Annotated in this window: 14 protein-coding genes and 1 pseudogene; 9 read left to right on the forward strand and 6 right to left on the reverse strand. The window is 72.0% G+C overall.

Annotation, left to right across the window (positions count from 1 at the left end; all coding sequences use genetic code 11):
• Positions 1 to 213: 213 nt before the first annotated feature.
• The 3 genes from KDK95_RS31290 to KDK95_RS31300 are packed head-to-tail and all read right to left on the reverse strand — an operon-like array spanning position 214 to position 2,647.
• Positions 214 to 1,020 carry an ABC transporter ATP-binding protein gene (locus tag KDK95_RS31290; protein ID WP_212521951.1) on the reverse strand — a complete coding sequence of 269 codons (807 nt, stop codon included), beginning with the start codon at positions 1,018 to 1,020 and terminating at the stop codon, positions 214 to 216.
• Between the two features lie 6 nt (positions 1,021 to 1,026).
• Positions 1,027 to 1,863, reverse strand: coding sequence for an ABC transporter permease (locus KDK95_RS31295; RefSeq protein WP_212521952.1), 837 nt, complete (start codon positions 1,861 to 1,863; stop codon positions 1,027 to 1,029).
• A complete protein-coding gene (locus KDK95_RS31300; RefSeq protein ID WP_212521953.1) occupies positions 1,856 to 2,647 on the reverse strand; it encodes an ABC transporter permease in 792 nt (263 codons plus the stop codon). Before KDK95_RS31300 ends, KDK95_RS31295 begins: the two co-directional genes overlap by 8 nt.
• Positions 2,648 to 2,807: 160 nt before the next feature.
• On the opposite strand from KDK95_RS31300, the gene KDK95_RS31305 reads away from it, so the two are divergent.
• The 6 genes from KDK95_RS31305 to KDK95_RS31330 all read left to right on the forward strand — a co-directional run bounded on the left by KDK95_RS31305 (position 2,808) and on the right by KDK95_RS31330 (position 7,723).
• Positions 2,808 to 3,437, forward strand: a complete 630-nt coding sequence (locus KDK95_RS31305) for a hypothetical protein (RefSeq protein ID WP_212521954.1) — start codon at positions 2,808 to 2,810, stop codon at positions 3,435 to 3,437.
• Positions 3,434 to 4,453, forward strand: coding sequence for an ADP-ribosylglycohydrolase family protein (locus KDK95_RS31310; protein WP_212521955.1), 1,020 nt, complete (start codon positions 3,434 to 3,436; stop codon positions 4,451 to 4,453). Before KDK95_RS31305 ends, KDK95_RS31310 begins: the two co-directional genes overlap by 4 nt.
• Before the next feature lies 1 nt (position 4,454).
• Complete coding sequence (locus KDK95_RS31315) at positions 4,455 to 5,414, forward strand: GlxA family transcriptional regulator (protein WP_212521956.1); 960 nt, start codon at positions 4,455 to 4,457, stop codon at positions 5,412 to 5,414.
• 122 nt (positions 5,415 to 5,536) lie between these two features.
• Positions 5,537 to 6,160 carry a DJ-1/PfpI family protein gene (locus tag KDK95_RS31320; RefSeq protein ID WP_212521957.1) on the forward strand — a complete coding sequence of 208 codons (624 nt, stop codon included), beginning with the start codon at positions 5,537 to 5,539 and terminating at the stop codon, positions 6,158 to 6,160.
• Positions 6,161 to 6,241: 81 nt separating this feature from the next.
• Positions 6,242 to 6,898: a pentapeptide repeat-containing protein gene (locus KDK95_RS31325; RefSeq protein ID WP_212521958.1), complete on the forward strand. Its 657-nt coding sequence runs from the start codon at positions 6,242 to 6,244 to the stop codon at positions 6,896 to 6,898.
• A gap of 21 nt (positions 6,899 to 6,919) precedes the next feature.
• On the forward strand, positions 6,920 to 7,723 hold the full coding sequence (locus tag KDK95_RS31330; protein WP_212521959.1) for an SIR2 family NAD-dependent protein deacylase: 804 nt from the start codon (positions 6,920 to 6,922) through the stop codon (positions 7,721 to 7,723).
• Between the two features lie 26 nt (positions 7,724 to 7,749).
• On the opposite strand, the gene KDK95_RS31335 is transcribed toward KDK95_RS31330, so the two are convergent.
• Positions 7,750 to 8,241, reverse strand: coding sequence for an NUDIX domain-containing protein (locus KDK95_RS31335; RefSeq protein ID WP_212521960.1), 492 nt, complete (start codon positions 8,239 to 8,241; stop codon positions 7,750 to 7,752).
• Between the two features lie 38 nt (positions 8,242 to 8,279).
• On the opposite strand from KDK95_RS31335, the gene KDK95_RS31340 reads away from it, so the two are divergent.
• The 3 genes from KDK95_RS31340 to KDK95_RS31350 are packed head-to-tail and all read left to right on the forward strand — an operon-like array spanning position 8,280 to position 12,662.
• Entirely contained in the window at positions 8,280 to 9,704 is a 1,425-nt protein-coding gene (locus KDK95_RS31340; RefSeq protein ID WP_212521961.1) for a pyridoxal phosphate-dependent decarboxylase family protein, read from the forward strand.
• 47 nt (positions 9,705 to 9,751) lie between these two features.
• Positions 9,752 to 11,467, forward strand: a complete 1,716-nt coding sequence (locus KDK95_RS31345; RefSeq protein ID WP_212521962.1) for a serine/threonine-protein kinase — start codon at positions 9,752 to 9,754, stop codon at positions 11,465 to 11,467.
• 10 nt (positions 11,468 to 11,477) lie between these two features.
• Positions 11,478 to 12,662: a M48 family metallopeptidase gene (locus KDK95_RS31350; RefSeq protein ID WP_212521963.1), complete on the forward strand. Its 1,185-nt coding sequence runs from the start codon at positions 11,478 to 11,480 to the stop codon at positions 12,660 to 12,662.
• On the opposite strand, the gene KDK95_RS31355 is transcribed toward KDK95_RS31350, so the two are convergent.
• Complete coding sequence (locus KDK95_RS31355; protein WP_212521964.1) at positions 12,643 to 13,224, reverse strand: carboxymuconolactone decarboxylase family protein; 582 nt, start codon at positions 13,222 to 13,224, stop codon at positions 12,643 to 12,645. The two genes, KDK95_RS31350 and KDK95_RS31355, sit on opposite strands and share 20 nt — an antisense overlap.
• Positions 13,224 to 13,420, reverse strand: a pseudogene (locus KDK95_RS31360) (hypothetical protein); the annotation flags it as partial. The pseudogene KDK95_RS31360 and the gene KDK95_RS31355, both read right to left, overlap by 1 nt.

Raw genomic sequence — 13,420 nt, forward strand, 5'->3', positions numbered from 1 at the left:
GGCCGGGGACTGCGGGGTGAGTCTCAGACGCGGCGGACGCCGCCTGGTGGCGCTGTCCGGGGACGGCCGGGCGGTAGGCCGGCCCGCGCCGGGGCCGGCCCTTGTGCCTCGATTTCGCCGAGCCGCTCATCGGGCACCTCCGCACCTCGCCTGAAGATCTTCAGTTGATCGTCACCCTCCCGGGCGAGGTGATCGCGGAGGCACGCCGTTCACTCACTCGGTTGTATCAACCAGCGATCTCCCGAGATACAGCTCGCGGACCACGGTCTCCAGGTCGCGGTCCGCGCGCAGGTCGTCGATGGAGCCGTCGTAGGTGACCCGGCCGTGGTCGATCGCGACGACGCGCGAGCACAGGCGTTCGATGTCGGCGATGTCGTGCGTGGTGAGCAGGATCGTGGTGCCCGTGCGCTGGTTCAGGTCGCTGAGGAACTCGCGCACGGCGTGCTTGGAGACGACGTCGAGCCCGATCGTCGGCTCGTCGAGGTAGACCACGGCCGGGTCGTGCAGCAGCGCGGCGGTGATGTCGCCGCGCATCCGCTGGCCGAGGCTGAGCTGGCGGACCGGCCTGTCCAGGAACTCGCCGAGGTCGAGCGCCGCGGTGTAGTAGGCGAGGTTCTCGCCGAAGCGGTCCGGCGGGATCCGGTAGAGCCGCTGCAGCAGCGTGAACGAGTCCTTGAGCGGCAGGTCCCACCAGAGCGTCGTGCGCTGGCCGAAGACGACGCCGATCCGCCGGGCCAGCCGGACCCGGTCGCGCTGCGGCTCGAATCCGGCGACCCGCAGCAGGCCGGAGGTCGGGGTGAGGATGCCGGTCAGCATCTTGATGGTGGTGCTCTTGCCCGCGCCGTTCGGGCCGATGTAGCCGACCAGCTCGCCGGGCGCGATGCGCAGGTCGATGCCGTCGACGGCCGTGAAGCCGCCGTCCGTGGTCCGCCGTCGCCGGAACCGGCCGGGACTGGAGCCGAACGCCTTGGTCAGGCCCTCGGCGAGGATGATCGGGTCGGTGGTCGAAGTCGTGGTCACGGCGGCTCAGCTCCCGGTCGAGCGGTAGTGGCGGATGCAGGCGCGCCAGGCGAGCGCCGCGAGCCCGGAGAGCACCGCGGCGGCCGCCGGCGAGGCGAAGCGCAGGAATTCCGGCAGGCCGAAGGGGTCGGGGTGGCCCAGCACGTAGAGCGAGGGCTGCCAGGTGACGAAGGCGACCGGCAGCACGAAGGTCAGCGCGAGGCCGAGCGGCCTGCCGAAGATGCTCAGCGGGTACTCGGTCGCGTTCTCGGAGCCGTAGGTGAAGCTGTTCGCGACCTCTTGGGCGTCCACGGCGATGAAGCTGATGCAGCCGGTGAGCACCCAGAGCGCGCAGTAGAGGACGAGGCCGCATACGACCGTGCCGATCGCGACCGCCGCCTTGGCCGCGGTCCAGTGCAGCGGCAGCGCGTCGATCGCCCAGCCGAGGGTGAGGACGGGCGCGGCGAGCTTGCCGAAGCGCTTGGGGGTGAACTGGTCGGCCAGCACCTGGGCGAGCGAGCTGACCGGGCGGATCAGGACGAGGTCGAAGTTGCCGAGCCGGATCATCGTCGCCAGGTTCTCCACCCCGCTGGCCAGGGCGTCGGACACCGCGAACGCGAGGCGGGTGGTGCCGTAGAGGTAGAGGGTCTCCGGCAGCGTGAAGCCGCCGATCGTCCGCACGTGCGAGTAGATGACGAGGATCGCGATGAGGTCGAGGCACGTCGTGAAGAGCTGCGCGACCGTGGTGAGCAGAAGCGAGACGCGGTACTGCGACGCGGCGCGCATCCAGATGCGGACGAGCAGGAGGTAGGCGGTCGGCCCCCACAGCGGCCGGTCGTCCGGCTCCGTGGTCGTATCAGCCACCTTGGACCACCACCTTGTGCCTGGCCACGTCGGTGAGCATCCGGCCGGCGGCGAGCAGCAGGACGGCCCAGAAGGTGCCGAAGGCGAGCGCGTAGCCGACGCCGCCGCTCTGCGTGCCGAGCAGCACGTTGATCGGCATCTGCATGATCCCGGCCCACGGCGTGTGCAGCAGGACGGTGCCGAGCGCGCCGGGGACGACGCTCAGCGGGATGATCAGCCCGGAGCAGAACATCCCGAGCGCGACCAGGATCGAGCTCATGCCGCGCTCGTCCATGGTCCAGAACGCGGCCAGGCTGGCGAGGTAGCGCAGCCCGAAGCTGATCAGGTAGCCGAGGGCGCAGCAGACCGCGAACTCGGTCCAGCGCAGCGGGCTCGACGGCAGCCGGACCGGGAAGAGCAGCGCGCCGAAGAGCACCGGCGGCACGGTGCGCAGCAGGCCGCCGCCGAGCGCGCGGCCGAGATCGAGGGAGAGCCACCAGGTCTGGAAGTCGACCGGGCGGTAGAGGTCGACGGCCACGTCGCCGGTCCGGATGCGCGGGCCGAGCTCGGTGCTGGTCATGAACACGCCCATCGGGGCCAGCAGCCCCTGGGTGAGGAAGGCGTAGGTGACGGCGTCGGCCAGGTCCCAGCCTCCGATCTCAGGCTTCTGCTTCCAGAGCGCCATCAGCACGAAGGCGCGGATGCAGCCGAAGACGGTGTTGGTGAAGGCGCCGGCGGCCGCGGAGGAGCGGTAGGCCAGGTAGCGGCGCAGCGATAATCGGACAGCGGTCAGGTACACGCGCATGCGGGACTCCACAGGGCGAGCGGTCGGCTGCAGTGGGAAAAGGGCGAAATGCCGAGGCTGGCAGAGCGGAACCGGTCCCGGCAAGCGGTTTTCCACCTGCGGCGCGGCGCGGGCGCAGACTCTGACGCGGTCCTTACGGCCGATCCGGTGCACTGGTGCCATGTCCAGCGACGAGAACGAGGATCCGATCGGCCAGTTCGACGCCTTCCGGGCGCGGCAGGCCGAGGAGCGCGCGCAGCAGCAGGCCGAGGGCGCCCACGTCTTCCCGCAGGAGTACGAGTTCCCGCAGGAGTACGTGGCCGGCCCCGAGCCGACCGGCGCCTTCCCCGCCCAGGCCGTCTTCGCCGCGCAGCCCGCGCAGGCCGGGCCGAAGCCCCAGCGGACGCGCTCGGTGCTGATCTTCGCCGGCGCGGTGGCGGTGGCCGGCGTGATCGGCCTCGGCGCCTGGCTGGCGTTCGGGTCGTCCTCGGCTCCCGCGGCGAGCACGGCGCCGAGCGGGGTGACCCCGTCGCCGTCCGCGTCGCCGAAGTCGACCGCCAAGCGCGCCGGCACGGTGTTCCGGGTGACGATCGTTTCCGTGGGCACTGATTCGTTCACCGGCACGGTCTTCTCGACCGGCCAGACGGTGACGGTGAACCTGGAGGCGGCAACGCGCTACGGCACGAAGACGCATCCGTTCAGCCGCACCGATCTGAAGGCCGGCGTGATGGTGACCGTGCGCGGGAAGCGCACGAGCACTGACACGGTCACCGCGGCGGCCGTGACGGAGACCGTACGATCGACTCCATGACGGTCGAGGTCTCGCGGGTCACGGGTTCGTTGTTCGGTCTGGCCTACGGCGATGCGCTGGGGAAGGACACGGAGTTCCTCTCGGTGGCCCAGATCCAGCGGCGCTTCGGCCCCGAAGGGCCGTCCGAGCTGCCGGAGCCCGCGCTCGTCACGGACGACACGCAGATGGCCCTGGCCGTCGGCGAAGGCCTCGTCGAAGTCGCGGGCGCCGCGCTGACGGCCGAGACTCTGGCGCCGGTCTGGTCGCGGCGTTTCGTGGAGTGGGCCCGGTCCCCCGACAACAACCGCGCGCCGGGCAGGACGTGCCTGCGCGCGTGCGCCGGGCTCGCGGACGGCCTGCCGTGGCTCAGGGCGACGCAGGCCAGCTCGAAGGGCTGCGGCGCGAACATGCGCGTGACGCCGGTCGGCTTGGTGGAGGGGATCTCGTCGTCGACGAGGGCGGGCGCCGCGCAGTTGCAGGCCGCACTGACCCACGGGCATCCGACCGGCCTCGCGGCGAGCGAATTGACGGCGTACGCGACCTGGTGGCTGCTCGGCGGCATGCGGCCCGAGGACCTGGTGAGCGCGCTGCTGGCCCGTGCCGAGGAACAGCGCGAGGTCTACCACTACGGCTGGCTCGGCGACCTGTGGAAGCGCAGCCAGGACGGGTCGGCCGAGTCGTTCATGGTCCGCGGCTGGGACGAGAACATCGCCGCGCTGCAGAAGGTCGCCGCCGCGCTGAAGGCCGCCGACCGCGAGACAGACCCCTGCGATGCTACCGGCGAGGGCTGGGTCGCCGAGGAGGCGCTGGCCACGGCGCTGCTCTGCTTCCTGCTGTTCCCGGACGATCCACACGCGGCCCTGCGGCGCGCGGCCATGACGTCCGGCGACTCGGACTCGATCGCGGCGCTGGCCGGCGCGTTCGCGGGCGCGGCGTACGGGATCGACGCCTTCCCGGACGGCTGGCGCGCGCGGATCGAGTACGCGGACCGGCTCGAAGCCATCGCGACGGGCCTCACCGCGAACGCGCCGGTGTGAGATGCCGCGCGACATCGTCTTCCTGGCATTCCCGGACTTCCAGATCCTCGACCTGACCGGCCCGCTGGAGGTCTTCTCCCAGGCCGAGCGGCACACGCGCGGGACCTACACGCTGCGCACGCTCGCCTTCGAGCCCGGCCCGCTCACGTCGAGCAGCGGGCTCTCGGTGCACGCCGAGGCGGCACGGCCGTTCTCGGGTGCCGACACACTGATCGTGGTCGGCGGCAGCGGGATGGACGCGGCGCTGGCCGATCCGGCGTACGCGGCGTGGATCGGGGACGCGGCCACGCGGGTGCGCCGGATCGCCTCGGTCTGCAACGGCTCGTTCCTGCTGGCCGAGGCCGGGCTGCTGGACGGACGCCGTGCCACGACGCACTGGACCCGCGCCGCCGACATGGCCGAGCGGTACCCGAACGTCGTGGTGGACGCCGATCCGATCTTCATCCGTCAGGGTGAAATCTCGACGTCGGCCGGGGTCACGTCAGGGATCGACCTCGCTCTCGCGCTGGTCGAGGAGGACCTCGGCAGCGCCCTGGCCCGGCGGATCGCTCGGCAGCTGGTCGTGTTCGTCCAGCGGCCGGGGAATCAGCGCCAGTTCTCCGCGCAGCTCACGGCCCAGCGTCCGGCGCGCGAGCCGATCCGGGAGCTGCTCGGCCACATCGCGGAGCATCCCGAGGCCGATCTGAGCGTGCCGACGCTGGCCGCGCGCGTCGGTTTGAGCGAGCGGCAGTTCCTGCGGGTGTTCCCGGCCGAGACCGGGCGCAGTCCCGCATCGTACGTCGAGGCGGTGCGGGTCGAAGCCGCGTGCCGGCTGCTGGAGACGACCGACGGCGGGCTCGACCGGATCGCGCGGGTCTGCGGCTTCGGGACGCTGCGGACGCTGCAGCGCTCCTTCCAGCGGGTGCTCGGCATCGCGCCGCACGAGTACCGGGAGCGGTTCGCCCGCGCGGGCGTGGCGTGAGCGCGGGCGTGGCTTAGGCGCGGGCGTGGCGTGAGCGCGGGCGTGGCGTAAGCGCGGGCGTGGCGGAATCTGTCGTCCACGCGTCATTGCCGCCATCCCGCTCCGGCGGCCAGACTCAGAGCATGGATATCGTGATTCCGCTCTTCCCGAACTTCACGGCGCTCGACGCGATCGGCCCGTACGAGGTGCTGCGCTCGCTCCCCGGAGCGCGGATCACCTTCGCGGCCGCTGAGCCGGGCCTCGTGCACGCGGACAACCCAGCGCTCGCCATCAACGCGGCCGCCGCGCTGAGCGAGATCGAATCGGCCGACGTCCTGGTCGTGCCGGGCGGCGGGGGCACCCGGACGGCCATGAAGGACGAGACGATGCTCGCGTGGATACGCCGCATCCACGCCACGACGCGCTACACGACGTCCGTGTGCAGCGGCTCCCTCGTGCTCGGCGGGGCCGGACTGCTCGACGGGCTCGAGGCGACGACGCACTGGTCGCTGGTGAAGCTGCTGGAGAGCACCGGCGCCAAGTACACCGAGCAGCGCGTCGTGCAGCAGGGCAAGATCGTCACGGCGGCCGGCGTCTCCTCCGGCATCGACATGGCGCTCACGCTCGCGGCGCAGATCGCCGGGGACGACATCGCCAAGGCGCTCCAACTGGGCATCGAGTACGACCCGCAGCCGCCGTTCGACGCCGGATCGCCCGCGAAGGCCGGTCCGGAGATCGTCGCGCTGACCGGGATGGCCGAGGGGTAGCCCGGGGGCGGCTCGGAGGCGGCCCGGAGGCGGGTCGGGGGTAGGTCGGCGCGTGTCGGTGGCGCCCTTTACGGTGGTGGCATGACGAAGATCCCGCAGGACGTGGCCGACCTGCCGTACGCGCACGCGCTGGAGCCGGGCCCGAGCCCGCTGCAGCGCGACCGGGACTACGACCTGTGCCACTTCGAGTCGGCGGACGAGCGGGACGCGGACGTGGGCAGCAGCCGGTTCACCGAGTGCGCCTTCGAGAACGCGCAGGTCGACACCGTGCGGCTGCGGCGGGCGAAGTTCACCGACGTGTGGTGGCGCGGCTCGCGGCTGCTGACGACGGACGTCGCGGAGAGCGAGTGGCTGGACGTGACCATGCTCTCCAGCGCGCTCGCCGGGATCGAGGCCTTCGGCGCGCAGCTGCGCCGGGTCGTCTTCCAGCGCTGCAAGCTCGACGCGGTCAATTTCCGCGGCGCCGCGCTGTACGAGGTGGTGTTCGAGGACTGCATCCTGCGGGACGTCGACTTCTCCGGCGCCAAGCTGATGGAGGTGAGATTCCCGGGCAGCGCGCTGCGCGGAAGCAAGTTCGCGAAGGCGAAGCTGGCGAAGGTGGACCTCCGGGACGCCACCGTCATCGAGGTCGTCGACGGCTACCAGAACCTGCGCGGCGCCGTCATCGAGAGCAGCCAGGCCGTCGAACTCGCGGTCGACTTCGCCCAGGCTCTGGGAATTTCGGTGAAGGATCAGTAGCGCATTCGGTAGCGTGCACCCATGAACGACGCCACGCACCAGGCGGGGACGGCCGACAGGCGTACGGACTGGCGGGAGCGGCGCGGCCCGATCGCCGTGCTCACCGGCGCGGGGATCTCCACCTCATCGGGCATCCCGGACTTCCGCGGCCCGCAGGGCCTGTGGACGCAGAACCCGATCGCCGAGCTGACCGCGAACTACGCCGACTATCTGCGCGATCCCGAACTGCGCAAGCGCTCCTGGACGGCCAGGCGGGACAACCCGGCGTGGCGCGCCGAGCCGAACGAGGGTCATCGGGCGCTGGCCGAGCTGGAGCGGCACCGCTCCGTCAGAATCCTGACGCAGAACATCGACGGCCTGCACCAGAGGGCGGGCTCCTCCGAGCGCAAGGTACTCGAACTGCACGGCAACATGTTCGAGGCCGTATGCACCCGGCCGCCTTCGCGCTGCGGCTGGACGGGGACGATGCGCGGGGTGCTCGACCGCGTCGAGGCCGGCGAGCCGGACCCGCCGTGCGAGCGCTGCGGCGGCGTCCTCAAGGCGGCGACGGTCATGTTCGGCCAGAACCTGGACCCGGAGGTGCTGGGCCTGGCCGGCGCGATCGCCCGCGGCGCGGCGCTGTTCCTGGCCGTGGGCAGCTCGCTGCGGGTGCAGCCGGCGGCCGGCCTGTGCGAGCTCGCGGTGATGCACGGCGCCGACCTGGTGATCGTCAACGACGAGCCCACCCGGTACGACGACCTGGCCGCCGAGCTGATCCGGGAGCCGATCTCGGAGTCGCTGCCGAAGCTCGCGGCCGAGCTCGCCGCGGTGGCACCGATCGGATAGGAGCGGTCGGTGTCCGAAGACCCGGCCTAGAACGTCTCGTTCTCCTCGATGTACGCGACACCCTGGAAGCCGCCGCCGATGATCGCGTCCATGCGGTGCCGCATGAAGGGCCGCAGTCCCTGGGGCAGCGCGTCGGGGGCGAAGAAGGCGATCTCGGCGATCTCCTCCTCCTGCGGCACCAGCCTCGCCGGGTCGGCGACGCGGCCGACGTCGAAGGTGAAGTTGAGGAACTGCACCGGTCCCAGGCCCCGGCCGGCCCACTGCACGACCAGCAGCGTCGCCGGGCCGTCCACGGCGTGGCCGATCTCCTCGTGCACCTCGCGGACGGCGGCCATCGCGGGCGCCTCGTTGTCGTCCACGACGCCGCCGGGCAGCGACCAGCCGTCGCGGTAGGTGTTGCGCACCAGGGCGATCCGGCCCTGCTCGTCGCGCAGGAGGGCGCTGGCGGACAGCGCGACCTTCGGGACCGACGCGTACCAGGCAGCGGTCTCTTCCGGGGTGAAGCGGATCGTCGTCACGGGAGTGATCCTCCCACACGGGGCTTTAAGGTGGGCTCATGACGGACGTGCGGGAGTTCCTGGAATCGGCGGCGCGCTCGGCGTCCGCGCACCTGGGCGGGCTGGACGAGCGGCCGGTGTGGCAGCGGGTGCCGGCCGGGGTGGCGGAGGGGCTCGTCGGCCAGGAACTTCCGGAGACGGGCGCGGATCCGGCCGCGCTGCTCGGCGACATCGAGCGGCGGGTGCTGGCATACCCGATGGGGAACGGGCATCCGGCCTTCTTCGGCTGGGTGAACGCGGCACCGCATCCGGCCGGGATCGCCGGCGCGCTGCTCGCCGCGGCCGTCAACCCGTCCTCGGCGGGCGGCGACCACGCGGACGTCTACCTGGAGCGCGGCGTCGTGCGCTGGATCGCCGAACTGGTCGGCTTCCCGCATGAGACCGGGGCCGGACTGCTGACCTCCGGCGCGTCGATGGCGACGATCGTGGCGGTCGGCGCGGCGCGGCAGCGCGCGCTGCTGGCCACGGGATGGGACGTGCGCGAGCGCGGCCTGTCCGGCGCGCCGCGGCTGACCGCGTACGCCACGGCCGAGGTGCACTCGTGCGTCGGCAAGGCGATCGAACTGCTCGGTATCGGCAGGGCGAACCTGCGGGTGGTCGCGGACGACGGCGCCGGCCACCTCGACACGGCTGCTCTGCGCGAGGCGATCGCGGCGGACCGCGAGGCCGGCGCACTGCCGTTCCTGGCGGTCGGCTCGGCCGGGACGGTCACGACCGGCGCGGTCGATCCGCTGCGCGAGATCGCCGCGGTCTGCGCCGAGTCGGGGATCTGGTTCCATGTGGACGGCGCGTACGGCGCGTTCGGCGTGCTGGATCCGGCGATCGCCGACCGGTACGCGGGCATGGAGCTCGCCGACTCGGTGGCGCTCGACCCGCACAAGTGGCTGCAGGTCCCGGCGGGCGTCGGATGCCTGCTGGTACGCGACCGCGTGCAGCTTCGTGCCACTTATTCGCTGGTCCCGGCGTACCTGCGCGACGATTCGGCCGACGAGCTCGGCTGGTACAGCGAGTACGGGATCGAACAGACCCGTCCGTTCCGCGCGCTGCCGGTCTGGGCCGCGCTGGCGGCGCGCGGACGCAGCGGCGTCGCCGCCGACATCGCCGCCTGCACGAGTGCGGCACGGCGGCTCGACGAACTGGTCGCGAAGGACCCTGACTTCGAGCTCGCGGCCGATACAGAGGTCTCCATCGTCGCGTTCCGCTTCTCCCCCGCCGGAATCGACGACGCCGAGGCGGACCGGATCACCCGCGACCTGGCCGTGCGGATCCAGCAGCGCGGCCGGGTGTTCATCACCGACTCGCTCTACCGCGGCCGTCCGGTGCTGCGCGCGTGCCTGATCAACCCGGCCGTCGGCGAGGCGGAGCTGCTCCTGCTGCTGGAGGAGGCGCGCGAGGCGGCCGCGGAACTGCGCGGCACCGAGTAGGCGAACGCCGCCCCGCTCTGTCCCCACCTCGTACTACGCTGTCGCCCGTGCTGAGATTGGGTGGGGACGATCCGCAGCGGCTCGGTACGTACCGGCTGCGCGCGGTGATCGGCGACGGCGGCATGGGCCGGGTCTACCTGGCCACGTCGCAGGCCGGTCGCGCGGTCGCGGTCAAGGTCATCGGGCCGGGCCTGGCGAACCAGCCGGGCTACCGGGAGCGCTTCGCGCGCGAGGCGCGGGCCGCGATGTCGGTCTCAGGCCTCTACACCGCGAGCGTGGTGGACGCCGACACTGCGGGTGAGCGTCCTTACATCGCCACCGAGTACGTGCCCGCGCCGTCGCTGGCCGAGTCCGTCGCCAAGACCGGACCGATGCCGAACGCGACGGTCTTCGCGCTGGCCGGCGGCCTGGCCGAGGCGCTCGTGGCGATCCACCGCGCCGGCCTGGTGCACCGCGACGTGAAGCCGCACAACATCCTGCTCGCCGCGGACGGCCCGGTGGTCATCGACTTCGGCATCGCGATGGGCGACGAGACGTCGCTGACGGCCGTCGGCATGGTCGTCGGCACGCCCGGCTTCATCGCCCCCGAGGTGCTGCGCGGCAAGGACCCGAGCGCGCTGTCCGACGTGTTCTCGCTCGGCTGCGTGCTGGTCTACGCGGCGCGTGGCACGGGCCCCTTCGGCACCGGCGACCCGCTCGCCATCGCCCACCGCTCGGCCACCGGCGAGCCGGACCTGACCGGCGTCCCCGGGGACGTGAAGGCGCTCGTCACGCCGATGCTGCACCGGGAGCCGAGCCGTCGCCCGAGCCCGGCGCAGTTGCTGCAGCACGTGTCGGTGTCCTCGAACGTGATGCTGCATGACGGCCAGTGGCTGCCGGACGGTGTCAGGGGCCTGCTCAGCGAGCGCAAGCGGGAGTTGCAGCAGGCGCTGGGCTCGCAGCCCGTGCAGGCGCCGCAGGGGCCGCTGGGGGTGCAGGCTCCGCAGCCCGCGCACCCGCAGCAGCCCGCGCCCGCGTATCAGCAGTCTGTCTTCCCGCCGACGCCGCCGAACGACTTCGCCGCGATGCACGGCGGCGTGCCGGTGCCGACGCCGACCCCCGCGCGCAGCCGCACGGGCTTCTACGCACTGCTCGCCGCTGCGGGAGCGGTCGTGATGGCCGGGGCGATCGCGGGCGTCCTGCTCCTCGACCATGGCAAGAACGGCTCGTCCAACTCGGCGAACGGCGGTACGACCGGCGTCGCCGTGGTCCATTCGTCGAGCGCGGCCACCGACTCCGCCACCGATTCCGCGACGAGCGACACCGCCACCGGCGCGACCGACTCGTCCACGTCCGGCTCGGACTCCGGGTCCACGACGTACAAGCCCGGCACGTACGGGGTGGACCAGCAGATCGCGGTGGACCTCCTCGGCGACACGGTGGACGTCGACAGCGTCACCGTGAACAACGACGGAAGCGTCGCGGTGAAGCTCACCTACACGAGCGCCGTCTCCGGAACCTGGAGCTGCGGCGGCTCCAAGGCCGGCGAGGCGACGTTGCAGATCGGCGACAACGGCGAGGACTCGTCCACGGCCAGCGACTGCACGAAGGCCCCGTCGAAGACCTGGGACATGAACGCAGGTCAGACGTTCAGTGGCTCCGAGTACTTCGCGAGCGCCCCGGCGGGCAGCGGCTCGTGGACCTTCTCCATGGATACCGCGACGACGGAAGGCATCACGGAATTCCAGGGCTCGGTATCCGACATCAGCATCCCGACCCAGTGACAATGGTGCTGTGACCGCCGATCTGGACGCCCTCGACGCCCCTGACTTCACCCCCGAGCAATACGCGCGCTCGAAGGCCCGCAAGCGCGCCACGGCACCCGTGCGGTACACCTCGCTCGCCGTCGATCTCGCGGCCGTGCTCGTACTCGGCTTCACGCCGCTGGGCAGCTCCCTCGTCCACGCGGCGGGCACCCTGGCCGGCGGAGGCTGGATCGCGACCGCGCTGCTCGGCGCCGTGGCCCTGCGCGTGGTGTTCTGGCTGATCGACCTGCCGTTCTCGCTGTGGCGCGAGCGGATCAACACGGAGTGGGGCCTCAGCACGCGGACCCGGCAGCTGTTCTGGCTCGACTCGCTGCGCGGCTTCCTCATCGGCGCGATCCTGTTCGCCGCGGTGTCGCTCGGCTTCTTCGCCATCACCCGCGCCGCTCCGGGGAGCTGGCCGGTGATCGCCGGGGCCTGCGGCGTCGCGCTCGTCTTCGTGCTCTCCTTCCTGCTTCCGGTCGTGATCGAGCCGCTGTTCAACAAGTTCCGCCCGCTGGAGGCCGGCGAGCTGCGCACCCGGCTGACCGATCTGGCGGCGCACTCGGGGGTGAAGGTGCAGGACGTCCTGGTCTCCGACGCCTCGAAGCGGACAACGGCCGACAACGCGTACGTCTCCGGCTTCGGCAAGACGCGCCGGATCGTGCTGTGGGACACGACGATCCGGCACCTGGACACCCCCGAGATCGCCAGCGTCGCGGCCCACGAGCTCGGCCACGCCAAACGCCAGGACGTCCTGGTCGGCACGGCGGTCGCCGCCGTCGGCACGATCGTCTCGGTCGCGGTCCTCGCCTGGGCGCTCTCCAGCCACGCCCTGCACACGGCCGCCCACATCACCGGGCCGCAGGACCCGCGCGCCCTCGCTCAGTTCCTCGCCGTCGCGACCGTCCTCGGCATCATCGGCGGCCCGCTGTTCAACGCCTACAGCCGCCGCATCGAGCGACGCGCCGATCAATTCGGCATGGACCTCACCCGCGACCCCGGCGCCGTCATCACGACCTGGCGCCGGCTGGCCGTGAGCAACCTGGCCGACCTCGACCCGAACCCGGTGTCGGTCCTGCTGTTCGCCACCCATCCCCCGATCCCGGCGCGCCTGGCCCATGCCCGCCAGTGGGCCGCCGAGCACCGTCCCCCGGTTACCGGTACCCCCGCCTGAGCAGGTACTTGGCCCCCGACTCAAAGCCCTGCGCGCTCGGCACGGCGAAATCGAACGCATCGGCGAGCCGGTTGGTCAGATTGAACGCCGCACCCACTGCGAGCGCGTCCGCCACCTGCGACGCGGTGGCCCCGGCCGCCAGCACTCCGCGCACCTGCCCGGTGCTGACCGTCCCGTCGACCGTCAATCTGCCGAGCATCCGCAGCGTGGCCCGCAGAGGATCCGAGACAGGCGCCGTCTCGACGTCCTCCAACGCCGCCGCCACAAGCCCGCTGTCGCCATACGCCCTGCTCGCGGTGGCCGTGTGCGCCCCCACGCAGAACGCGCTCGAGTTCACCGCCGACACGTACGCCGCCATCAACTCCCGCTCCGCGACCGACCACTCCGACGGCCCGCGCATCGCCTCCTGGGTGAACGCCTTCGCCCGTGCGCCGTAGAAGTCGGGCCGGTAGAACATCAGCTTCGCGGCGTCGGGCATGTCCTGCCGCGAGACCAGGCGGACCACCGCGAACAGCGCCTTCGTCGCCGGCCGATACCCCCGCTCCAGAATCTCCAGCCGCATCACCCCACCTGCCCGTCGCCGAGGGAGCCGAGGGCCTCATCCAAGGCCGCCAGCCCCGCCTCGTACTGCCGCGTGGCCTGTCCCACCGCCGCGCACACCACGACTTCGAAGAGCTGATCCTCGCTCAGCCCGGCCGCCCGCCCCGCCGCGAAGTCCGCGTCCGTCACCAGCGCCGGTGTGGCGACCACCTTCCCCA

This window comes from Actinospica acidithermotolerans, from assembly GCF_018139625.1.
GTDB lineage: Bacteria > Actinomycetota > Actinomycetes > Streptomycetales > Catenulisporaceae > Actinospica > Actinospica acidithermotolerans.